Here is a 23685-nt window from a genome sequence, read left to right as displayed (position 1 = left end):
ACCGGTAGTGCGGCGCTGGCCGTGACGAGCGCGATGCCGCTGCGGGCGGCAACCACCGGCCTCGCCAGCAAGCGGCCGCCGGTGGCGCAGCGCCGCTTCGTCAGCAAGGCGGTGGAGGCGGAGATCGCGCGCGTAAAGGCGAAGATCGCCGACCCCGAACTCGCGTGGCTGTTCGAGAATTGCTACCCGAACACGCTCGACACGACGGTCCAATATTCGGAAATCGGCGGCAGGCCCGACGCGTTCGTCATCACCGGCGATATCGAGGCGCTGTGGCTGCGCGACAGCTCCGCGCAACTCCAGACCTATGTCCATCTCGCGCCCCGCGACGCTAAGCTGCGGAAGCTGTTCGCGGGGCTGATCCAGCGGCAGGCGCGCTGCATCCTGATCGATCCCTATGCCAACGCGTTCATGGAGGACCCGACCGCAAAGTCGAACCTCGGTGCGCGGACCGACCAGACCGAGATGAAGCCGGGCGTGGCCGAGCGGAAGTGGGAGATCGACTCGCTCTGCTATCCGATGCGGCTGGCGCATGCGTACTGGACGACGACGCGCGACAAGACGCCGTTCGACGCCCTCTGGGCGCAGGCGATGGCTCGCGCCGTCGCCACGTTCCGGGAGCAGCAGCGCAAGGACGGCCCCGGTCCGTACCGGTTTCAGCGGCTGAACGTCTCCCCGACCGAGACGCTGATGTTCGAGGGGCTGGGCGCACCGACGAAGAAGGTCGGGCTGATCCATTCGATGTTCCGCCCGTCCGACGATGCCACGCTGTACCCGTTCCTGATCCCGTCCAACCTCTTCGCGGTGTCCGCGCTGCGCATGATGGCGACGGTCCAGCGCGAGGCGCGCGGCGACACCGCGGCGGCGACCGATGCGGAGGCGCTGGCGACCGAGGTCGAGGCGGCGCTGCGCCAGTGCGGGAAGATGCCGGACGGGCAGGGTGGCGAGGTCTGGGCGTACGAGGTCGACGGATATGGCAACGCCGTGTTTATGGACGACGCCAATGTGCCGTCCTTGTCTGGCCTGCCGCTGCTCGGCGCGGCGGATCGCACCGACCCGCTGTTCCGCCGCACCGCCGCGCTGGCGTGCAGCGATCGTAATCCGTATTTCTTCAGCGGCACCGCCGCGAAGGGGATCGGCGGGCCGCATATCGGGCTGGACATGATCTGGCCGATGTCGATCGTCACGCACGCGATGAACAGCGACGACGAGGCCGTGATCCGGCAATGCCTGTCGTGGCTGAAGACGACGCATGGCGGCACCGGCTTCATGCACGAATCTTTTCACAAGGATGACCCGGCGAAGTTCACGCGAAGCTGGTTTGCGTGGGCGAACGGGCTGTTCGGCGAGTTGATCCTCGACCTGGAAAAGCGCAAGCCGGCATTGCTCGCCGCCAAAATCTGATTTCACCCGGAGACACGCTTTGACGACCACGACCCGCCGACAGGTATTGGCGACGACCGGGCTGGCCGGCGTCGCCGGTGCGCTGCCCGCCCCCGCGTTCGCGGCACGCGCCGTGGCGGGGAAGCCAGACCTGTTCGTCGGCACCGGCGGTCATGGCCATACCTTCCCGGGGCCATCGATGCCGTTCGGGATGGTGCAGCTTGGCCCCGACACCGACAACAAACGCTGGGACGCGTGTTCGGGTTATCACCGGACCGACACGTCGATCATGGGCTTCTCGCACACGCACCTGTCGGGCACGGGCATCGGCGACATGCTCGACGTGCTGGTGGTGCCCACGACGGGGCCGCTGCAATTGCAGCCGGGGCCTCTCGACAATCCCGATGCGGGCTATCGACAGCGGTTCTCCGAGGAGCACGCGGAGCCGGGCTATTACCGCGTGAAGCTGGAATCGGGCGTGCTGGCGGAGCTGACCGTGACGGAGCGGACCGGGCAGCACCGTTATCGCTTCCCGGCCGGGCCGGGCCACATCCTGATCGACTTCGCGCATATGATCCTCGACGTGTGGGACAAGGGAACGCTGGTCGACGAGGCGTCGCTGGCGCTGTCGCCGGACGGGCTGTTGACCGGCAGCCGCCGCGTCCATCGCTGGGCCAAGGGCCGCCGCATCCACTTCGCAATGCGGATGTCACGCCAGCCCGACCGCGTGCAGTTCTTCGGCGACAGCGATGCGCCGGCCGCGGCCGGCGCCACCGGCGTGACGGGCAACACGCTCAAGGTCGCGTTCTTCTTCGACGAGGCGGGCGGCGCGCCGATCGAGATCAAGACCGGCATCAGCGCGGTCGATGTCGAGGGCGCGAAGGCGGCTCTCGCGGCGGAAGCGCCGGGCTGGCCGTTCGACGCGACGCGCAAGGCGGCGGCACGTGCGTGGACGAAGGAACTCGATTGCGTGAAGGTGTCGGGCGGCACGGAGGCGCAGCGCACGATCATGGCGAGCGCGCTGTATCACAGCTTCGTGTCGCCCACGCTCTTCACCGATCGCGATGGCCGCTATGTCGGGCTCGACCGGCAGGTGCATAGCGTGCCGGCGGGCGAAAAGGCCTACAGCGCCTATTCGCTGTGGGACACGTACCGCGCGCTGCACCCGCTGCTGACGATCGTGCGGCCGGAGGTGGCGACGCTGCTGACCCGAGACCTGATCCGCCAGACCGCACAGAGCCCGTACGGCCCGCCGATCTGGCCGCTGCAGGGCGTGGAGACCGGGACGATGACCGGCTGGCACGCAGTGTCGGTGCTGGCGGAGGCGAAGGCGAAGGGGATCGAGGCGGACTATGCCGCCGCCTGGCCGATGATCCGCCGTCGCGCGTTCGACCGCACGCTGAAGGATGCCGACAGCACCCTGGGCCGCGGTTTCTATTACGACCTGGGCTATGTGCCCGCCGACAAGATCTGGGAGTCGGTCAGCCGGACGCAGGAATATGCGTATGACGACTGGGCGATGGCGGTGCTGGCCGATGCGGTCGGCGCAGGCGACGACGCGGCGGCGCTGCGCCAGCGCAGCCGCAACTATCGCAACGTCATCGATCCCTCGATCGGCTTCGCCCGCCCGCGCTTTGCGGATGGCAAGTGGTGGACGCCGTACGATCCGATCCAGCTTGGCCATAATCCGGAGAAGTACCGCGATTATACGGAGGCGAACGGCTGGCAGGCGACGTTCCTGAACCAGCACGACATTTACGGGATGATCGAGCTGTTCGGCGGCGACGACAACTATGTGCGCAAGCTCGACGCGTTCTTCACCGCGCCGTCGACATTGCCGCGCAACGCGCCGCCCGACATCACCGGGCTGGTTGGACAGTATGCGCACGGCAACGAACCGGACCAGCATGCCGCCTATCTCTACGCCTATGCCGGTGCGCCGTGGAAGACGCAGGCGATGGTGCGGCGCCTGTGCGTGGAGATGTACAAGGCGGACCCGGACGGTGTGATCGGTAACGACGATTGCGGCCAGATGAGCGCGTGGTTCGTGCTGTCGGCGCTGGGCTTCTATCCGGTCGATCCGGTCAGCGCGATCTACGTCTTCGGATCGCCCCTGTTCGACACGGCGGAGGTCGAAGTCGGCAAGGGGCGCAGGCTGCGCGTCCGCGCGATCGGCAACGCGCCGAATGCGCCCTACGTCCAGTCGGTGCGCTGGAACGGTCGGCCGTGGACGAAGAACTGGATTGCGCACGCCGACCTGATCCGTGGTGGCGAACTGGAGTTCACGATGGGCACCGCGCCGTCGCGCTTCGGGATGGCGGTCGCGGACCGGCCCCCGTCGTTCGGGCGCGGGGCGGGGCAGGGGCCTTCCGCATGATCGCGTAGCTCGTCATGCCGGGTTCGTCCCGGCATCCTGCCGTGCAACAAACTCGACGCCGTCTGGCTCGGGTGATGTGGATGTCGGCACCAGCCCGGCATGACGCTATCAACTCTCGCTGCTCGCGCTCACGCCTGCTGCGTCGACGGTCTCGCCAGCGCATCGTTCGCCGGCACCGGGATCGGCTCCACCGCCAGTGCTGCGACCGGCGGCGCAACGACCGTCAGCACGCGCCGGTTCGATACCCAACGGTCGTGGAGGTGGCCGAGCCGGATCGCCGGGCGTTCCACGAAGCGGCGCATCAGGTCGGCGAGCAGCATGGTCACGGCCAATGTCGCAATCAGGTACGTCGCATAGCCCAGCGGCGGCAACACGGACCGGGCGATAGCGTAGGACAGCAGGCTCATCACCGGCACGTGGACCAGGTAGATGCCGTAGCTACGGTTGCCGACCACGGTGCCCAGCCACGATCCGTCGAATGATCGCAGGCACCAGAGGAATCCGCCGATCCCGAGCAGGTACGTGGCGGCGACGCGGAAGGTGTGCGGTTCGATGCCGTGCCGCATCTTGATTGCCGCGACGCCAACGAAGAAGCCGAGTCGCAGGAACAGATACGCCTTCAGCGCCACCGGCATATCGCGCAGGAAGGTTTCGCGACGCGGCGTGCCGTCCCAATGATAGCGCAGCGCGCTGCCCGCGAACATCAGCGACAGGTGCAGCAATGCGAGGAACACCTGATCCTTGCCGATTTCCCCGGTGCCTTCGCGGATCGCCGTGGCGCCGGCGGCGACGATCGCCGCGAAGAACATGCCGAACGCCGTCAGCGTCACGGTGCGTGCTCCGTTCTGCCCCACGTTCCGGCCCGCCAATGCGATCGCGGAGATCAGCGCGTAGAAGAACAGCTCCAACTCGAGCGACCAGTACACCCCGATCAGCATCGGCTCGTGCAGGCGGAGCGGGATCATCGTCATATTGGCGAGGACGATGTCGCGGCTGACCGGCGTCGCGAACGCGCAGCACTGGCTGCCCGCCACCAGTTGCGCGACGATCGTGGCGAGGATCACGGAAATCCAAAAAGCGGGAAACAGGCGGAAGAACCGGTGCTTCCAGAATAGGCCGACGGAGCGCGGTCCGCGGCCGGGTACCGCCTTGACGATCACGAAGCCGCTGATGATGAAGAATATGACGACGCCCAGCCTGCCCATGTCCAGATAGGCCGACAGCCCGGTCGTCGCATCGTTCACGTCGTTGATGAACGCCTGTCGCGAATGATGGAGCACGACCAGCAGCGCGGCGATCCCACGCAAGCTGTCCAGTTGCGCCACCCGCCGTGCCGATTCGACCAGCCCCCGTCCCATTCCAGTCTCCCCCGTCGTCCAGCCCCGCCCTCATCGTCGTGAGTGGTGGCGCATGTTCCCGCGTGTGCGGGCGGCGAGGACATCAAATCATGCCGTTTCGGTGCTTTTCGGATTTGGGCACGCCCGAAATTGGGCGCGCAAAAAAAAGGCACCCCGGATGGGGGTCCGGAGTGCCTCGCTCCGCCGCCGGGGAGGGGGGTGGTATAACGGCGGGCGCTGCCCGTCAGGGATGTGACGGGAAGATCGAAAGCTCGGGTCGGGCGGGGGCGGCGATGTTGCCACCGGCGGGGACGCCGTTTGGCCGAACGGCGCGGCGAGCGCGGTCTGTCATGGCCATCGGCGTCACTCCCCTGCGAAGGCGCCCGCGTCATCGGCCGGGCTGCACCCGTGCGATCGATTAAAGCAATTTGCTTGTCAATGCCAAAGCGTTGAATGGATGGGCTTTAGATCAGCGGGATGGGCGGGTGATCTCGCACCCGCCCATCCTGCGATCGGCCCGTCACGCGATCAGAACGTGACCGTCGCGCCTGCGAACACCGTCCGGCCCAGTGCGTCGTACACGCCCGGGAAGGTGTTGCCGTTGCCGAAGGCCGACAGGATGCCGCTGGCGATGATCGGCGGGTCCTTGTCGAGTAGGTTGTTGACGCCCATCCGCAGCGTGAACTGCTTGCCGACGCTGACCGTCCCGGCGAGGTCGAAATAGTTATAGTCGCCGATCCGCCGGTTGATGATGCTGGGCGTGCCCTCCAGGAACGAATTGTCGGACAGGCTGGACAGCTTGGTCGCGCCCAGATGGCGCCACGACAGCGACAGCGTCGCATCGTCCGGCAGCATCCACGTCGCACGCGCCACGTGCCGCCATTCGGGGTTCGGCTGGCCGCAGGTGTAACCGTACAGACCCTTGCAGTCGTAGCTGCCGAGGCCCGGCAGCGGCTGCGACACCTGCTCGTTCAGCCACGTGCCGACGATGTTCATGTTGATGCGGCCCGCGCCACCCAGTTCCAGCGTATAGTCGGCGGTGACGTCGATGCCCGACGTCTTCAGATAGCCGGTGTTGACGGTCGTGGAGATGACATAGCCCTGATCGCCAAAGATCGCGCCGCTGCGCGGATCGCGGTTGAACAGGTTGCAGAAGAACGGATCGCTGGTCTGCGCGCACTGAGTGATCGCGAGTTGCGGCGCGACCGAGCTGATGTAATCCTTCACCTTGATGTTGAAATAGTCGATCGACAGCGAGAACGCCTTCATCTGCCGCGGCGTCAGCACCAGGCCGATCGTGTAGGTGTCGCCCGTCTCCGGCTTGACGTTGCGGTTGCCGCCGAACTGGCCGGAGCAGGTGTCCGCCGGGCAGGCGATGATGTTGCCATATTGAGCGGCCGTGACGCCCGTGAGCGAGCAGACCGCCGCGCTGGCCGCCGGCGTTGCGCCCGAGCAGGGGTCCTGCGCCGACACGTTGCCGATGCTCTGCGCCGCGAACAGCTCGCCGATATTGGGCGCGCGGATCGCGTGGTTGTAGCTGGCGCGCACGCGGATGTCGCGGACCGGGCTCCACGTCAGCTCGCCCTTGTACGTCCAGACATTGTACTTCGACCCGAAGCCGGTCGATCCCTGCGTGTTCTTGTACGCGGAATAGCGCGCCGCGCCGTTGATCGTCAGGTCGTGGAAGAACGGCCGATCCTGCACCAGCGGCACTTCGAGTTCGCCATAACCTTCGTTGACGGCGATGCGGCCGTCGCTGTCGCGGAAGCCACCCTGCTGCGCAACCGCGTCGCCGAACGCACGCAGCGTCTCGATGCGGCGCTCGGCACCCAGCACCAGCGATGCGCCCGCAGTCGCGAACGGGCTGGTGATGCCCAGTTTCCCGAGGTCGCCGCTGATCGTACCCGAATACACCGTCTGGCGATTGCGAGAACCGGTGTTGCTGGGGGAGAACAGATACTGCGCCTGTTCGGACGTAACGCCGTTCGCCTGGAACACGTTGACGGGGATACAGGCGGGATCGGTGCCGTCGACGACCGAGCGGCAGGTCGCGACGCCGCCGACGGTCACCACATCCAGCGCGCGCTGCGCCTTCACGTTGTCGACGTTATTCAGATACGTCTCGTCGAACTTCACGCGCGATTGCAGGAAGCCGACATCGTAGCTGAAGCCGCTGCCCAGATCGCCGCGCAGGCCGGCGGTATAGCGATAGTCTTCGTGCCGGAGATCGTCGCGCCGCGGCGCGATCGCCAGACGATAGCCGATGAATGCGGGTTGCAGCGTACCGGTGCCGGCATTGGCGCCGCAGAGCGCGTTCAACTGGCTCGTGCTGGCAAGCGGGTTGTTGCAGGGGATGTTGAAGGTGGTGCCCTGGAACAGGGCGGAGGGTGCGACCTGCGAGAAGGTGTGATCCTTCATGTACATCAGGCTGCCATAGGCCTCCGCCGCATCGGCGATCTTGAAGCTGGCGAAGCCGCCGCCGGTGTAGCGTTCGTCCGAGCGCTGGAAATAGTTGGTCGGCGAGAAATTATACGCGAAGCTGTTGTCGTACGGGACCCAGGTGCGCGACCCGTCCTTGGCGTTGGTCAGCGTGCGGCCCTGGTTCGGCCCGGCCAGCGGCACGAAGGTGCCGAACGGCGTGTTGCTCGATCCGCCGCAGACGAACGCGGAGTCTCCGTCGGGGTTGATACCGCACGACGACACGTCGCGGTTCGATTGCAGCACCGGATCGAAGTGGCGGTAGCCGCCGTAGAGGGTGATGTTGGCGCGACCGTCGAGGAAGGTCTTGCCGAACACCGCATTGATGTCCTGCTTGCCGCCATCCGCCACTTGCCGCGGCGCCAGCGCATAGCCGCGTGCGGCCTGAACGGCGCGAATGTCCTTGTTATCGTTGATGTGCTGCGCGAATCCGGCCTGCGCATCGATCCGCAGCCCGTCGAATTTGTTGCGGAGGACGAAGTTGACGACGCCGGCCAGCGCGTCCGAGCCATACACCGCGGATGCGCCGCCGCTGACGACGTCGATCCGCTCGATCAGCGCGCTGGGGATGAAGTTGATGTCGACCGCCTGCTGCGGCAGCATGCGCTGACCGTTGATCAGCGTCAGGACGCGCGAACTGCCGAGATTGCGCAGGTTGACGTTCGCGGTGCCGTCCGATCCGTTGGAGACGTTCTCGTTCGCGTCGGCGGTGAACTGCGGCAAGCGGTTCAGCACGGCCTCCGCGGTCGTCGCGCCCTGATACTGGATTTCCTGGCTGTCGACGGCGGTCAGCGGGCTGTTGCTGTTCAGGTCCGCGCGCTTGATGCGGGTGCCGGTGACCAGGATGTCGGCGCTACCCTCATCGGTACCGGTGGGCGCACCCTGCGGCAGATCGGCCGGAGAAGTCGCAACCTGCGCGATCGCGGTGCTAGTCAGCAAAGCGCCACACGCCACCGCGATCGCACCCGCTGCTCGAATCCTGTAAATCATTGAAGCCCCCGAAAAAATCTGGATCGCTGTCCAGTGAGATTGAGGATCGTATACTAAACCCGGTATACGATCAATGATTGTTGCGCATGCTTTGCTGCCCATGAAACATTCTTCATCAGTGGGTTGCCTCGCATGGCTTGACCCGCCCGCGGCGTCGGGCGCACCACGGGCGCCCACGCGAGCGAAGGAGTAGCCGTTTGAACGCAACGCTGATCCGGGGTGTGACGGTCGGCGCGCTCGCCGGCCTGTTGTTCGGGTTCGACACGGCCGTGATCGCGGGAACCACATCGGGTGTGCGCGATGCCTTCGCGCTGGATGCGGGCGGCGTCGGCATTACAGTGTCCAGCGCCCTGTGGGGCACGTTGATCGGTGCACTGACCGCTGGCATTCCCGGCGACCGTTACGGCGCGCGCACGTCGCTGCAAGCCATCGCGCTGCTGTATATCCTGTCGGGCGTCGGTTGCCTGCTGGCGTGGGACTGGGGAGCGTTGCTGTTGTTCCGCGTCATGGCGGGGCTGGCGGTCGGCGCATCGTCCGTGCTCGCGCCCGTCTACATCGCGGAGATCGCACCGGCGGAGAAGCGCGGCGCGATGGTCGGCGCGTTCCAGTTGAACGTCGTGTTCGGCATCCTCGTCGCCTATCTGTCGAACTTCTTCGTTTCGAGCCTCGATCTGGGGGCGTGGGATTGGCGCGTGAAGTTCGGCGTCACCGCGGTGCCGGCGGTGATCCTGCTCGCCCTGTTGTTCACGATCCCGCACAGCCCACGCTGGCTGGCGGCGAAGCACCGGGCGCGGGAAGCGGCGGCGGTGCTCGCCAGCCTGGGCGATCCCGATCCGGACCGCAGCGTCGCCGCCTATCAGCGTGCCGATGATCACGCGTCGAGCGCGAAGCTCAGCTGGTCACGGCATCGCAAGCCGATGCTGCTCGCCTTCGCCGTCGCGGCGTTCAACCAGCTGACGGGCATCAATGCGATCCTCTATTACCTGAACGATATCTTCGCGGCGGCGGGGTTCAGCGGCACGTCCGCCGATCTTCAGGCGATCGCGATCGGTGCCGCCAATTTTATCTTCACGGGTCTCGCGCTGACCGTCATCGACCGGCTCGGGCGGCGGACGCTGCTGATGATCGGGTCGGTCGGGCTGGCCGCCACGCTGGCGGGAACCGCAGCGATCTTCCTCGGCGGGCAGGGGGAGCAGTATCTGCTGTGGCTGCTGCTCGCCTATATCGCCTTCTTCGCGTTCAGTTCGGGCGCGGTGATCTGGGTCTACATCTCGGAGATCTTCCCGACCGACGTCCGGGCGCGCGGCCAGTCGCTGGGGTCGTCGACGCACTGGGCGTTCGACGCGGTGATCGCCGGCGGCTTTCCGTTGGTCGCCGCCTATTCGCGCGGTGCGCCGTTCGTGGTGTTCGCGCTGGCGATGGTCGCGCAGCTGGTGATCGTGTTCCTGTTCTTCCCGGAGACGAAACAGCGATCGCTGGAGCAACTGGGCGAGGGGCTCTAGTCGCCCTCACTCTCCCGTCGCTGCACTCTTCCTTCCTTCTCCCTCAAGGAGAGGGAAGGGCCAACCGGCGTAGCTGGTGGGAAGGGTGAGGATCACCGGCTTGCAACAATCCCCCGCACCAGCTCCAGATCGGCGACCTTGTCGACATCCACAGCCGCCAGCCCGAACGGACTCGCCACCACCGCCGCTGTCAGGTCCGCGCGTGCGCCGAGCGCCGCCACCGCATCGGCCAGCGTCAGCCGCCCCGCGACGTAGCGCAGCAACAGCCCCACCCCCAGCCGCCGCACGATGCGCCACGGCCGCTTGCGGTCCGCCTCCACCTGCTTCCACAAATCCAGCGCGCGGCCCGCACCGGGCGTCGCCAGCAGGAACAGGTTGCAGCCGGACCACGCGCCGTCCGCAAAGCGCAAATATGTCCGCCGCGTGCCCGGTGCCGCCGCCTCGACCTCGGCGCGCTCCGCCATCAGCGCGGCGACGTCGATACCGGCAGGCACGTCCGCGAGGAAACGCTCGACCCATGCTCCTTCCAGCAGCGCGTGATCCGCCGTCGTGACCAGCAACGGCGCGCCGAGCGTCTCCAGCGCCACCGTAACGCTGCCACTCGGTCCGGCGGCGGGGGGCAGCGCCTGCAAACCGAGTCGGGCCGCTTCCGCCAGCACCGCGGGGTCGGACGCCGACACCGCAATCCGCTCCAGCCCCGCCGCCCGCAACGCCGCCGCCACCCGCGCCAGCAGCGTGTCGCCCTGAAGCACGATCAGCGCCTTGTGCGCGACGCCCGCCGCCGCGGCGAGCGGATCGGGCGCGCCCGGCCGCGACCCGGCCAGGATGACGGCGGCGGGCGTCACCGCCGCGCCCGCCAGACGCGGTAGAATATGCCGGGTGCGGCGAGGATCGGGTGGCGTTCGCGCCACGGCGTCATCGCCACCGCGATGCCGGTATGCCGCTCGATCTTCCATGCGCCGTATTTCGCCGCGCCGTCGAAGGTGAAGGCCGCGCGGACCAGCCGCACGACGTTCAGCGGCTTGCCCAGCCGCCGCCGCCGCGCCCATTTCGCGCGCCACCGTGCCGCTTCGCTTGCGGGCATGCGCGCGATCAGGCTCGATCCGTCGCGCACGAACGGCACGCCGCCCGCCTCCCACGCCAGCGGCAGCAGCGTGTCATAGCGGTCGCCGCCATGCGTCAGGATCTGCTCTTCACGCCCGCGCGCCTCGACGCGCAGTTCGGCGGCATAGGTCTGGCGGAACAGCGCACGCCAGTAATCCGCCGGATTCCCCTCTGGCGGACCCAGCGCAGCGGCGAACCGCGCCGCCGTCACCGCCGCCGCGGCGATCGCGTCGAAAACCGCGGACGCTGCCGCGTCGGACCGCGCCTGCGCCAGTGCGGCGGGCTGCACGAAGCGGGTCCAGATCGTCGTGTCGATCGACCGCCCCTCGGCGGCGGCTGTGAAGGTGGCGAGCGTCATCGTCGCGATCTTCGCGCGCAGCGTCGCTGGCCCGATCGCGAACTCGCGGTAGCCGACGCGCGGCCAGATACCCCTCTCCCGTGCGCCTGCGGTCAGCACGTAAAAGTCGAGGACGCCGTCCAGCGAGCCGGTGCGCAGGTTGGAGCCGTAGAACAGCACCGCCTCCGCGCCGGCATCCTTGGCCAGCAGCTCAGCCACATGGCGCACCGCCGCCGGCACGGGCGCGGCGAGCGTATCGGCGACGTACGCCCGCAGTGCGTCGGTCACGGGACGACGAAGGAGAGGCGCGGGCCCTGTCGAACCTCCAGCGCCCCGCCCGGGAAATGCTCGCCGTCGAGGATGAAGTTCGCCTCCATGTCCAACCGGAACCCGGTCATGTCGCGGCGGTGATAGCCCAGCTTCGCCAGCCACCCGCTCGCACGGCCCGCCAGGATCGCCGGCACCGCCGCCGCCATCAGCCGCGGCGGCGCGTCGACGTCGAGCAGCTTCAGCCCCTCGCGTGTCGGGCCGAACGGCTTCAGCCCCAGCGGCATGCGCTGCATCGTCGAGGCGAGCAGCAGATAGCGCGGGTGCGCCTCGACGATGCCGGCGGGTGTCGTCAGCGTCATCGGCGTGCCGGAGCGCCACGCACCCGAATCGCTGCCGAACATCGTCTGCACCACGGTCCAGCCCAGCGCGAGGCCGACAGCGACGCCGTTGAACGCACCGACCCGGTGCGTGCGCTGCGCCAGTTCGGTCGCGCTGACGAAGCCGCCCGCGCCCATCAGGAAACCGCGCAGCGCCGGCGTGCCGGGTGCGTCGGTGCGTGCGATCTCCAGCGGCCGGCGGGTCACCGTACGACCGACGCGCGCCGCGACCAGCGCGTCGTCCAGCGTCCAGTCGGCAGGCAGCCCTAGGTCGATCGCCAGTGCGTTGGTCTTGCCCGACGGGATGACGACGATCGTCGGCCAGCGCCGGCCCCAGGCGTTGCCCGCGCCGCTCAGCACGTCACGCACGGTGCCGTCGCCGCCGTCGATCACCAGCAGGTCGATCCCCGCCTTGGCGAAATCGGCGAGCGTGTCGGCCAGCGCCTCCCGCGTCGACGGTGCGGCGACCATCACCCGACCGGCACCGGGTACGCCCGCGGCATAGGCCGCACCGCGATTGCGATGGCTCTTGGGGTTGCAGACGATGCCGACGCGCAGATTGCCCGCCGCGGACGCGCTCGGCGCCGCCTTCACCGTGGGGGTGAAGTGCGGTTCGACCCCGGCAAAGGCGAGAACGGTGGCAGACATCGGCGTTGGGCTTCCGGACAGGCTAGGACATTATGCCTGACTACACATTTGTGACCAATTCAGGGCGGGAATGTTTCGCCAGCGCATCGGTTCCGATTTTCGGATCAGGCAATCGAATGCAGACTTAACGGCTTGCCGCATTCAACGGCGATAGCGCATCGCCATGCTCAGCGTTCGGCCCCCGGCGGGCAAGGTGAACCGCGCCGCGTCGAGCGCCGGCAACCCGATCGAGGTCGGCGCGTCGTTGGAGAAGCCGAAGCCTTCCTTCGGCGCCCACAGCGTCCGGTTGAAGTTCCGATCGCCATTCTCGTCGTGATACTGCGCGACCGCGTATTTGCCGGCCGGCAGCCAGAAACAGGCGGTCGTCACCGGCGCGCGGGCGGGGACGCGGACACGGGCGAGTTTGCCGCCCTTGGCCAGGAACCGCTTCTTGTCATCGGCATAGACGGTGAACGCGACCTCGCCGCTACCGTTGCGCAGGCCGGTCGCCTGCACCGTCAGCTTCACCGCATTGCCGCCCGGCGTACCGGTGCAGCTCTCCGCCGCGACAGCGGAGGGGGCGAGCGCCAGCGCGCCCGCAAGCATCGTTTTTACCAGATTATTCGCCATCATGCGGTGGCAGATGGGGAGCAACCACGGCTTTATGAAGGCGCTACGAAGGCCGTTTCGCCCCATGTTTCGCAAGCCGTACAGCCACGATCGCCATCATCACCGCGACCCCCGCAGACCCGACCGCGACGCCGATCGCGACGCCGGTCGGTCCGAAGAACGGCATCAACGCGAACGCCGCCGCCAGCATCAGTCCCGCACCCAGCGCCCGGATCGCGAAGACGGTGCCGGCGCGTTGCAGCGCGGTCATGACCGTGTCGACGCCGACCGTGGCGAAGTCGAGGCACCCCGCCACCGCCAGCCACAACAGGATCGGCCACGCGCCCGTGAAGTCGCGCCCGCCGACCAGATTCAGCACCGGCCGACCCGCCACCGCGACCAGCGCCATGATGACGATCGCCGCCGCGCCGCTCGCGAGGAACAGCCTCCGCAGCAACCGGCCGAGTTCGCCCGGTTTGGCGTCGCGCACCGTCTTAACGACTTCCGGAAAGGCGGCGCGGCTGATGAGTTGCGACAGCTTCGCCAGCGCCTGCGCGATCTGGCTGGCAAGACGGAACGCGCCCGCCGCCGCCGGCCCGGCCGCGGCCCCGACGACCAGCAGCGGGATCTGCTTGCTCGACAGGCCCAGCGTCGAACTGGCGTTGGTCGACAGTGCGAAGCGGACGATGCCGGGATGCTCGGCCAGCAGCCGCTTCATGCCGCGCCCGCGCCGCATCAATTCGATCTCGCCGCGTTGCGCGACCATGATCCAATAGGTCGCCGCGGTCAGGATCTCCGCCAGACCCCAGGCGAACAGGAATCCCTGCACGGTCGGGTGTACCGCCCAGACCAGCACGGTGCCGACGAACCGCGCGACGGGCGTCACGCTGTCCGCCGCCGCCGACAGCGCGAACCGGTCGCGCAGGCGCAGGATACCAAGCGGGGTGGAGCGGATAGTGACGAGCTGCACGATGGCGAAGATCAGCGTCGCGCGCTGCAATGTCGGGCCGATCCCCAGCGCCTCGCCAAAGAATTCGAGGATCAGCCACGCCAGCACCGCGCCGATCGCGGCGCTGCCCGCATCGACCAGCGCCGACCCGCGGAACACGCGGCCCAGCGCCTCGTCGTCGCCGCGCGCCAGTGCGGGCGTGCCGTACTGGACGATCACCTGCCAGCTCTGGAACGCCACCAAGGTGGCGAGTGTCTGCGCCGCGCCGATGATGAGCGCGAACCGCCCGAACCCGTACACGCCCAGCGACCGCGTCGCGATGCCCAGGTAGAACAGCGACAGCACCGCCAGCACGCCGCGACTGGCAAGCAGCCAGCCGAGGTTGCGCCATACCGCGCCCATCGCACCGCTGAAGCGGCCTTCCGGTTCCTCCACCATGTCGGCCGCCGTGCTCAATCGGCCAGCCAGCTGACGATCGGAACCCCGCGCGCCTTCATCGCCATCGCCTGCAACAGACGGACGAGATGGACGACCAGCGAGATCGCGGTCCATGCCGCGACGCCGATGATGCCCCAATCGGGGCGCAGGATCAGCAGGCTGGCGAACAGGATCACCATGTTGGGGTTCCGCCGCGCGGTGACGAGCCGGAACTTGCTGTCGAACCGCTGCCAGACGTGGATGTGCATCTTGAAGCGGACGATGAACGCCCCCTCGATCAACCGCTGCGCGACATAGCCGAACAGCATCGTGCCGATGACGATCCAGAACGTCTCGTCGGTCAGCGGCCGCCCGTACGGCGCGCACCCCGCCGCCCATGCCCACCACCAGAAGGGCGGATGGACCAGATCGACGCCGTGATCCCACGCATTGCCCAGCTTCGACGAGGTGATCGTGCACCGCGCCAGCTTGCCGTCGACCGTGTCCAAGACCATGAACACGAGGCCGATCGCCAGTCCCGACCAGAACCACCCGTACCAGAACGCCACCGTCGCGACGATGCACAGCACGCTGCCGATCGCAGTCACGCCATTGGGCGAGATACCGATCCGCGCGCACAACCGCGTGATGTGGAACGCCCAGACCGGCCACAGGTACAGCGTCAGCAGGTCGGTGACGCCCTTGTACGCGCCCTGATAACTGGCGCGCTCGATCGCCGGGACGGTCTCTGGCGTGAGCGGAAGCGCGAACGGCTTCTCCCGCTTGCGCAGGACGTCGTCGTAGATGCCGGCGGGATCGCTGGCGTCGATGATCGTCAGCGAGGCGAGGGGGGTGGCTGAACTTTCCAGGGGCGTAGACGTGGAGGCCCCCGAACCCGCGTTCGTGCTGAGCGCAGTCGAAGCATCGCTGCTGGCATCCAGCATCTCCGCCGCCACCGCATCCGCCTGTGCAGCATCGACATGCGCCAGCACCGGCACGCCCTCCAGCATCAACACGCTGCCCGGCCGCGCGGCGACGTAGCGGCTCCACGCCGGATCGAACGCGTAATCGTCGTTCGCCAGCATCACGCCAGCATCGCCGCCGCCGTCCAGCTCCTGCGCCTTGGCGATCCGCCGCGTCCGTTCGGCATTGGTCATGCCCCAGATACGGGTCGGATTGTTGCCGACGGATGTCAGGCGGGGCTTGGTCACGGCAGTCATCGCCAGCGTTCCTAGCGGTTTCCGCTCCGGCTGCCACTATCTTGGCGCATCAAGCCCATGACCACCGCCGCCGCCCGGTCGCTGGCGTGGCCGTCGTCGACGCCCATCATCCGCTCGACATAGGCGCGCTGCACGGGTTCATAGTGCGACAGCTTGCCCGGCGCGGCGTCCAGTGCGGCCGGCAGCGCGGCGATGTCGTCGATCACGTCGCCCATCGACCAGTGGCTGAAGCGGGGGTCGTCCGTCCAGGGGTGTCGGTCGGGGTTGAGGAACACGACCGGCCGCGGCTTCACGGCGGCGAACTCCACCACCTGACTGCTGCCGTCGCCCAGATACAGGTCGGCATGACCGGTATAGCTCTGGTCGATCAGCCGGTAGGATGTCGCATCGACGACGATGTTCGGCCGGTCGCGATATGGCGCGACGCGGCGCTCGAACTCGGGATCGAATTTCGGCAGGCGCACGTGCGGCGCGACGATGAGGTTGTAGCGGTCCTGCGCGGCGAACCACGCCATCACCGCCTCGCCCATCCCCCACCAGCTCGACTTGTCCCGCTTCCAGTGCGGCACGTACACGACCACCGGGCGATCTTCCGGGAAGCGCGGCATCGCGGCGGCGGTGACGAGGTCGCGGACATAATCCGGCTTGATATAGCCGACGACGTGGATCGGCGCGTCGTCATGCCCCGATGCCCGCACGCGCGCGGCCATGCCCTCGCTCGGCATCAGGATCGCATCCGCCTCCCGGTTGCGGGGATCGGCAAAGTTGGCGTGCGGGGCCGCGCCATGTTCGTTGTAGACGAACCGCGTGCGGCCTCCGACCCCCAGCCGTCGCGCGACCCGCGGCAGCCACAGGCTGGTCCGCTCCGCCACCACCACCACGTCATGCCGCAGGAAGCGGCGCGCGTTCAGCGCCAGCACCAGCGGCTTGGAGGGCAGGGGCGGCGTTTCCCGCGATCCCGGCTCGGCTTCACGGAAGCCCCGCACCCGCCGGATGGCGACATCGATCCCCAGCGTCGCGACCGCCTCGCGCAGGATCTCCTCATGCACGGATGTCGCGACGTGCAGCGTCACGGCAGGCGCATCCTCCCGCCGCGCCAGCGCCGCCGCGATCGGCAGCAGATGCGGAATCAGGTGCAACTCGCCGAGGAACAGGAAGCCGACGCTGTTCATGCGGGCAGTCCTTGGCGAACGCGCTGAGAGGTTGCTTCTTTGATCCGACGTTCGGCACCGCCGTCTCTACAGACCCCACCCCGGCGAAGGCCGGGGCCCCGTTGCCGCGCACAGAGTTGGTGGGGGCTGTCCGTGCCAATCGAAACCTTCGCGACTGGACCCCGGCCTGCGCCGGGGTCGCACAATGGCCGGAGTCGAAGCATCACCTCATCGCCCACCCCCGACTCACCCACCGCCATGCTCCCGCCGCCAGCGGTCGATGTCCTCCGGCCGGTCGATCTCCTGCCAGTGGCCGTCCGCCGGGATCGTCACCGCCGCCACCGCATCCGCCTTCGCCAGCCGGTCGACGATCGCGTGATGATAGGCGTGGATACCCTCGTCCTCGCCGATCACCAGCCGCAGCGCGCGGGCATAGGCGTCGCCGCCACGCGAGAGTACGAGCCCGAGCGATCGGTGCGTCGCCCTCTCCAGCGTCTTGCCCACCGCCAGCACGCGGCCGCGTTCCACCGCGACCAGCATGTCGTCCAGCTCCGCCGCGCCCAGCGCCTCCACCATCAACGTCACGCCGGACGGGGCCGCCTCGACCGCACTGCGCATCACGTCCGCGTCGAATACCGTATCGCCGTTCATCAGCGCGAACGGTCCGGCCAGATGCGCGCGTGCTGCCCAGACGCTGCCGATGCTGCTCGCCGCCGACCAGAAGGGGTTGAAGACCAGTTCGGTCGCGATTTCCCGCGCGGACCGCGCCGCCAGATGCTCCGCGATCTGGCCGATGCGATAGCCGCCGACGATTACCGCCGTCTCGATCCCCGCCGCCGCGATCGCATCGAGCTGGTGGTCCAGGATCGCGCGACCGCCCACCGGCACCAGGCATTTCGGCGTCGTCAGCGTCAGCGGCAACAGGCGAGAGCCGTGGCCCGCCGCGATGATGATGGCCTTCATCGCTGCACTTCTAGCCAAAGCGCCCGCCCGAAAAAAGGCGCTGCTGTCCTACACGCGGCGACTCGTATAAATGGAGCGCCCTTTGCAGCAACAGGTGGGCACCTCATGAACATCGACGATCTGATCAACGCCGTGATCGCCCGCGAAGGCGGCTTCGGCGACCATCCGGCCGACCGCGGCGGCGCGACACGCTGGGGCATTACGGAGGCGGTGGCGCGCGCCGACGGCTGGAGCGGGCCGATGCGCGACCTGCCGCGCGACAGGGCGGTCGCGATCTACCGCCGGCTGTACTGGTCGCGCCCGCGGCTCGATGGGGTCGCCGCGCTCGCGCCGAAGCTGGCGGCGGAGCTGTTCGATACGGCGGTGAACATGGGGCCTGCGGTCGCGATCGGCTTCCTTCAGCGGGCGCTCACCGCACTCAATCGCGGCGGCGGCGATTACGCCGACATCGCGGTCGACGGGCGCGTCGGGCCGGATACGCTGGCAGCGCTCGACGCGTTCCTGCGCCGGCGCGGTCGATCGGGGGAGGGCGTGCTGGTCCGCGCGGTCGAGGCGTTGCAGGGCGAACGCTACCTGACGCTTGCGGAGGGACGGCCGGCGAACGAGGCGTTCCTCTACGGCTGGCTCGCAAACCGCGTCAGCTGACGCGCGTCGTTGGACTAACCTTAGCCTAACCTTAGAAAGGATCGACATGGCCATCGTGGATGCCATCATCGGCCCCGTCGCGGGGCTTCTCGACAAACTGATACCCGATCCCAAGGCGCGCGACGCGGCCAAGCTGGAACTGCTTCGCCTTGAGAATACGCAGGATATCGAACGTCTTCGCCAGCAGATGGCGGCGGTGATCGCGGAGGCGCAGTCGCCAGATCCGTGGACATCGCGGGCGCGGCCGATGTTCCTGTACGTGATGTACGCGCTGCTGCTCTGGGCGATTCCGATGGGCGCGATCGCCGCGATCGCCCCGGCGATGGCGACCAACATCGCGGCGGGCATGAACGCCTATCTGGCCGGTATTCCGGAGCCGCTCTACGCGCTCTTCGGCACCGGTTACCTCGGCTATACGGTGGCGCGCAGCTGGGGCAAGGCGAAGGGCGTGGAGCGGTAGGGACGATGCCTGACGCTATGGCTCAATAGAAGCGCCGTAGCGTCAGGCGTCGCTCTTCGCCCCCGCACAGCTTCAGCCGCACGACGGTTCTGGGCGCGCCGATCGACCACGCCGCCATCCGGTTTTCCGCATAATCCGCCGGCACCGGCACGCCGTCGATCGCGCAGATCGTCTCGCCCGCGCGCCAGCCGGCTGCCGCCGCCGGCCCGCCGCGCATGACGTGCAGCACGTTCAGCCGGTCTTTCGCGACGCCGAGCAGGATACCGCTGGTGGAACGCAGCGGCGGCTTCGGATCGTCCAGCCTCAGCACCATACGTCCCGCGCCCGGATCGAGCAGGACGCGGTAATGCTGGAGGAAGCTGGACCCGATGCGCCCCGCGACGCCGATCGCCTGACTGAACCCGCCAGCCGGCTCAACGCGCAGCTCGACCTCGCCCGTCGTCAATGTGCCCAGCTTCAGGGAAGGAACGATCGCGAGGTCGGTGACCAGCGGCCCTGCCAGTCCGAAGCCGATCGCACTCGTGGTCGTCACGCCCGGCACCGCGGCGGCGCGCCATTCCGGTGCGGCGATCGTCACCGACGCCCCGTCGCCGGTATCGACGACCACCGGGGCCAGCCGCCGCGTGCCGAGGGTCATGCTCGTCTCGTACACACGCCGCTCGCGAGAGATCGTCAACGGCGCGGTGGCACCCGCGAAAGGGAGGCGACCCGAGGGCAGCACCCGAAAGCGCCGGTTGGCGAAGTCGATGTCGAGCGCCCCCTTCGCCAGCAGGTCGCGCCCGACCAGCAGGTCCACGGCCTCCGTCCGCCCCGTCGCGGCGGCGGGCAGGGCGGCGACCGCCACCGATCCGCCGCGTCGCTCGACCCCGCCGAAACTGATGCGACCAGTCGCCATCCAGCCGATCGGCACCGCCCCGCCGATCGCCGCCGCAGTCCCGCCGGCCTTGACCTTGGCCGGGACCAGAGCCGCGGAAGTACGTGCCAGCAGGGTGACGCTGACGCCGGTGTCGAGGATCGCGCTGACCTGTCGTCCGTCGAGCGTCGCGTCGAACAGGATCTGGTTGCCCGGCGTCAGCGTGAACGGCACCCACCGCGCCTCCGCATCCGCCGCGATCGTGACATTGCCCGCCGGCGGCTCGGCCGGGACGGGGGAGGCTTGAAGAAGGAACAGGGCCAGCACGCGGGTGGCTCTAGCCACTAATCGCTGTCAGGGCGAACCGCCGTGACGGTGCACTACAGGCAGGCCTCCAGATACGCCTGGTCGAACCCGTACTGCTTGGCCTTGTCCAGCGTGTAGGGGCGCAGGCCCATCGAGCGGTATTCGCCCAGGATCTTGCCGTCCGCCGACTCGTCCAGATACTCGAACTTGAACAGCTCCTGCGTGACGATCACCGGGCCTTCCATGCCGATCACCTCGGTGACGTTGGTCACGCGCCGCGAACCGTCGCGCAGGCGCTTCACCTGGATGATGAGGTCGACCGAATCGGCGATCTGGCGGCTGATCGCTTCCTTCGGCACCTTGATGTCGGACATCATCACCATGTTCTCCATCCGCGCCAGCGCCTCGCGGGGGCTGTTGCTGTGGAGCGTGCACATCGATCCGTCGTGGCCCGTGTTCATGGCGGCGAGCATGTCGAAACACTCGCTGCCACGGATTTCGCCCAGGATGATGCGATCCGGGCGCATACGCAGCGCGTTCTTGACGAGGTCGCGGATGCTGATCTCGCCCTGACCCTCCAGATTGGCGGGCCGGGTTTCCAGCGGCAGCCAGTGCGGCTGTTGCAGGCGAAGCTCGGCCGCGTCCTCGATCGTCAGCACGCGCTCGCCGGGGTCGATCATCTTCGACAGGGCGTTGAGCATCGTCGTCTTGCCCGAACCGGTACCGCCCGAAATGACGACGTTGAAGCGGCTTGCGCCCGCGATCTTCAGCGCCGTCGCCATCTTGGGCGACATGCTGCCGAACCCCGCCATCATGTCGATCGTGATCGGCTTGGCGGAGAATTTACGAATCGACAGCGCCGTCCCGCGCAGGCTCAGCGGCGGCACGATGACGTTGACGCGGGATCCGTCCTTCAGGCGGGCGTCGGCGAGTGGCGAGGTCTGGTCGACGCGCCGGCCGACCGAGTTCACGATCCGCTGCGCGATCTGGAACAGATGCTCCTCGTCGCGGAACTGGATCGGGGCCAGTTCCAGCTTGCCCTTGCGCTCGACATAGGTTTGCTCGGGACCGTTGACCATGATGTCGCTGATCGACGGGTCGGCCAGCAACTCCTCGAGCGGCCCGAGGCCGAGCAGCTCGTCGACCAGCACCTTTTCCAGCGCGAACTGCTCGCGGCGGTTCAGCGTCAGCTTCAGTTCGGCCAGCACTTCATGGATGATCGGCCGGAATTCCTCGGCCAGCTCGTCCTTGCCCAGCGTCGCCGCGGCCTCGGGGTCGACGCGCTCCAGCAGGCGCGGCAGCACCTGTTCCTTGATCTTGTGGATGGAGGCTTCGAAGCCTTCGACCCGGCTCGATCCCGCTTCGCCGCTGGCGGCCTGACGATCGGCCAGCCGCTGCATCGCATCGGCCTGCGGCGCGGCGAAGATGGCATCCGACTCGCCCGGCATCGGCGTCAGCATGTCGATCGACGGGAATTGCGCGCCGCCCGACAGGCCGGCATCCGCTTCGGGACGGGGAGCGGGACCGCCACCCTGCATCGGGCGAGCGACTCCGAACGCGGGTCGTGCGCCCTGACCCGTTCCCATTCCGCTCCGACGTCCGAACGCACTCATACCGGGACCTCAATCTGTTCGCGTCCCGGACTAATCGGCAAGGTTTTACATTTGCCTAACCAAACCCGCTTTGCCGCCGCCGGGTTTTGCGGCAGCATCGACGCTTCGGGGACGAGGGGAATGGCGATGAGACGCGGGATGATGCTGGGTTCGCTGGCCCTGGCTTTGGCGATGGTCGCGGCCCCTGCGGCGGCGCAGGATGCGACACCCGTTGCGATTCCGGTAACCCTGTCGCCGACGATTCAGGGGCCGCAGTCAGGTCGGCTGATCGTCTTCGCCAAGCGCGTGGAGCCCGGTGCGAAGGCGGACGAGGCGATCGACACGTCGCCATTCGAGCCGTCCGGCACCGCCATCGCCGCGCGCGAGACGACGCGGTGGACCGCGGGCCAGACCGCGCAGGTCGATGGCGAGGCGGACGCCTTCCCCGCGCCGTTCTCGACCCTGCCGCCCGGAACGTACCGGTTCCAGGCGGTCCTCGATCGCAACCACAACTATAACTATCGCGGTCGCGACGCCGGCGATCTCGTGTCGCCAATCGTCGAGGCGGCGCTGCCCGGCCGCGCGCCGGTCCTGACGCTGGCGACGGGGATCCCGGCCAAGACGACGGAACAGGCGCTTGCCCAAATTCCCGATGTCGCCATGCGCGATCGGCTGCGCGCCAATCTGGCGAAGGTGCAGTCCGTCGAATTCGTCAGCCCGACGATGACCCGGTTCCGGGGCCAGCCGACGGCGATCCGTGGCTGGGTGGCGTTGCCGCCCGGCTATGGGGTCGATGGCCAGACCTATCCGACCGTCTATTCGACCGGCGGCTTCGGCAGCACGCTGATGAGCGCGCAGGGGCAGGCGGCGGGCATGAGCGGCAAGATGGCATCGGGCGCGGCCCCGCCGATGATCTGGGTAATCCTCGACGAAAGCTCCCCCACCGGCACGCACGAGTTCGCGGATTCGGCGAACAACGGCCCTTGGGGTCAGGCGCTGACGGAGGAGTTCATCCCGTGGATCGAGGGCCGCTACGCGATGGATGCGCGCGCCGGCTCGCGCTTCCTGACCGGCCATTCCTCGGGCGGCTGGGCCAGCCTGTGGTTGCAGGTCCGCTATCCGAAGACGTTCGGCGGCACATGGCCGACCTCGCCCGACCCGAGCGACTTCCACGACTTCACCAACGTCGACATCTATGCGGCGAAGGCCAACGCCTATCGCGATACTGCCGGCCAGCCGATCCCGGTCGCCCGCGAAAAGGGCAAGGTCATCGCCACGCAGCAGCAGTTCGCCGCGATCGAACAGGTGCTCGGCCCCGTCGGCGGGCAGTTCGCGTCATTCGACTGGGTGTTCTCCCCCAAGGGCGCGGACGGCAAGCCCGTGTCGCTGTTCGACCGCGCGACCGGCGATGTCGATCCGGCGGTCGCCACCTATTGGCGCGATCATTACGACATCGCGCATATCGTCGCGCGCGACTGGCCGGCGCTGCGATCGGACCTCGACGGCAAGATCCACCTGACCGTGGGCACCGCCGACACCTTCTATCTCGATGGTCCGGCCCGCCGTCTACAGGCCGTGTTCGAGCGGCTGGGCGCGCATCAGAGCTTCACCTACATCCCCGATCGCACGCATTTCGACCTGTTCCACAAGGGCAAGGACAATACCGGCCTGCTCGACGATATCGCGTGGCAGATGTACCGTACGGCGCGTCCCGCCACGACGCTGAAGCCGCGCTGAG

The 23685-nt window shown here is 68.0% G+C and carries 18 protein-coding genes; 6 read left to right on the top strand and 12 right to left on the bottom strand.

Annotation, left to right across the window (positions count from 1 at the left end):
* The first annotated feature begins 33 nt into the window (after positions 1-33).
* Entirely contained in the window at positions 34-1404 is a 1371-nt protein-coding gene (locus AC0CH8_RS00220) for a glycoside hydrolase family 125 protein (RefSeq protein WP_465238703.1), read from the top strand.
* 19 nt (positions 1405-1423) lie between these two features.
* The gene (locus AC0CH8_RS00215; protein WP_465238195.1) at positions 1424-3760 is read left to right on the top strand and encodes a GH92 family glycosyl hydrolase; all 2337 of its coding nucleotides are present in this window, start codon (positions 1424-1426) and stop codon (positions 3758-3760) included.
* A 128-nt stretch (positions 3761-3888) separates the two neighbouring features.
* On the opposite strand, the gene AC0CH8_RS00210 is transcribed toward AC0CH8_RS00215, so the two are convergent.
* A complete protein-coding gene (locus AC0CH8_RS00210; protein ID WP_465238194.1) occupies positions 3889-5118 on the bottom strand; it encodes an acyltransferase family protein in 1230 nt (409 codons plus the stop codon).
* 507 nt (positions 5119-5625) lie between these two features.
* Complete coding sequence (locus AC0CH8_RS00205) at positions 5626-8514, bottom strand: TonB-dependent receptor domain-containing protein (protein ID WP_465238193.1); 2889 nt, start codon at positions 8512-8514, stop codon at positions 5626-5628.
* A 248-nt stretch (positions 8515-8762) separates the two neighbouring features.
* On the opposite strand from AC0CH8_RS00205, the gene AC0CH8_RS00200 reads away from it, so the two are divergent.
* Complete coding sequence (locus AC0CH8_RS00200; RefSeq protein ID WP_465238192.1) at positions 8763-10067, top strand: sugar porter family MFS transporter; 1305 nt, start codon at positions 8763-8765, stop codon at positions 10065-10067.
* 92 nt (positions 10068-10159) lie between these two features.
* Here AC0CH8_RS00200 and AC0CH8_RS00195 read toward each other — a convergent pair whose 3' ends face one another.
* The 8 genes from AC0CH8_RS00195 to AC0CH8_RS00160 all read right to left on the bottom strand — a co-directional run bounded on the left by AC0CH8_RS00195 (position 10160) and on the right by AC0CH8_RS00160 (position 18091).
* A complete protein-coding gene (locus tag AC0CH8_RS00195; RefSeq protein ID WP_465238191.1) occupies positions 10160-10912 on the bottom strand; it encodes an NTP transferase domain-containing protein in 753 nt (250 codons plus the stop codon).
* Complete coding sequence (locus AC0CH8_RS00190; protein ID WP_465238190.1) at positions 10909-11796, bottom strand: hypothetical protein; 888 nt, start codon at positions 11794-11796, stop codon at positions 10909-10911. The genes AC0CH8_RS00195 and AC0CH8_RS00190 overlap by 4 nt, the downstream gene beginning before the upstream one ends.
* Complete coding sequence (locus AC0CH8_RS00185) at positions 11793-12803, bottom strand: diacylglycerol/lipid kinase family protein (RefSeq protein WP_465238189.1); 1011 nt, start codon at positions 12801-12803, stop codon at positions 11793-11795. Before AC0CH8_RS00185 ends, AC0CH8_RS00190 begins: the two co-directional genes overlap by 4 nt.
* A 141-nt stretch (positions 12804-12944) precedes the next feature.
* On the bottom strand, positions 12945-13415 hold the full coding sequence (locus tag AC0CH8_RS00180; protein WP_465238188.1) for a DUF2141 domain-containing protein: 471 nt from the start codon (positions 13413-13415) through the stop codon (positions 12945-12947).
* A gap of 40 nt (positions 13416-13455) precedes the next feature.
* Entirely contained in the window at positions 13456-14778 is a 1323-nt protein-coding gene (locus AC0CH8_RS00175; RefSeq protein WP_465238187.1) for a lipopolysaccharide biosynthesis protein, read from the bottom strand.
* A 14-nt stretch (positions 14779-14792) separates the two neighbouring features.
* Positions 14793-15977: a CDP-alcohol phosphatidyltransferase family protein gene (locus tag AC0CH8_RS00170; RefSeq protein ID WP_465238186.1), complete on the bottom strand. Its 1185-nt coding sequence runs from the start codon at positions 15975-15977 to the stop codon at positions 14793-14795.
* A gap of 11 nt (positions 15978-15988) precedes the next feature.
* Complete coding sequence (locus AC0CH8_RS00165) at positions 15989-17149, bottom strand: CDP-glycerol glycerophosphotransferase family protein (RefSeq protein WP_465238185.1); 1161 nt, start codon at positions 17147-17149, stop codon at positions 15989-15991.
* A gap of 225 nt (positions 17150-17374) precedes the next feature.
* Positions 17375-18091, bottom strand: coding sequence for a phosphocholine cytidylyltransferase family protein (locus AC0CH8_RS00160; RefSeq protein WP_465238184.1), 717 nt, complete (start codon positions 18089-18091; stop codon positions 17375-17377).
* Between the two features lie 105 nt (positions 18092-18196).
* Here AC0CH8_RS00160 and AC0CH8_RS00155 point away from each other — a divergent pair, with 105 nt between their 5' ends.
* Positions 18197-18736 (top strand): glycoside hydrolase family 108 protein, encoded by a 540-nt coding sequence (locus AC0CH8_RS00155; protein WP_465238183.1) that lies wholly within the window; start codon positions 18197-18199, stop codon positions 18734-18736.
* Between the two features lie 46 nt (positions 18737-18782).
* On the top strand, positions 18783-19196 hold the full coding sequence (locus AC0CH8_RS00150; protein WP_465238182.1) for a holin family protein: 414 nt from the start codon (positions 18783-18785) through the stop codon (positions 19194-19196).
* 22 nt (positions 19197-19218) lie between these two features.
* Here AC0CH8_RS00150 and AC0CH8_RS00145 read toward each other — a convergent pair whose 3' ends face one another.
* Together AC0CH8_RS00145 and AC0CH8_RS00140 are read right to left on the bottom strand one after the other, a co-directional pair.
* Positions 19219-20376, bottom strand: coding sequence for a hypothetical protein (locus AC0CH8_RS00145; RefSeq protein WP_465238181.1), 1158 nt, complete (start codon positions 20374-20376; stop codon positions 19219-19221).
* Between the two features lie 53 nt (positions 20377-20429).
* On the bottom strand, positions 20430-21968 hold the full coding sequence (locus tag AC0CH8_RS00140; RefSeq protein ID WP_465238180.1) for a CpaF family protein: 1539 nt from the start codon (positions 21966-21968) through the stop codon (positions 20430-20432).
* 120 nt (positions 21969-22088) lie between these two features.
* Here AC0CH8_RS00140 and AC0CH8_RS00135 point away from each other — a divergent pair, with 120 nt between their 5' ends.
* The gene (locus AC0CH8_RS00135) at positions 22089-23684 is read left to right on the top strand and encodes an alpha/beta hydrolase (protein ID WP_465238179.1); all 1596 of its coding nucleotides are present in this window, start codon (positions 22089-22091) and stop codon (positions 23682-23684) included.
* Position 23685 lies beyond the last annotated feature (1 nt).

Source organism: Sphingomonas sp. AC435 (assembly GCF_979253005.1).
The sequence above is the reverse complement of the archived record's forward strand: the minus strand, read 5'-3'. Positions and strand labels throughout refer to the sequence as shown.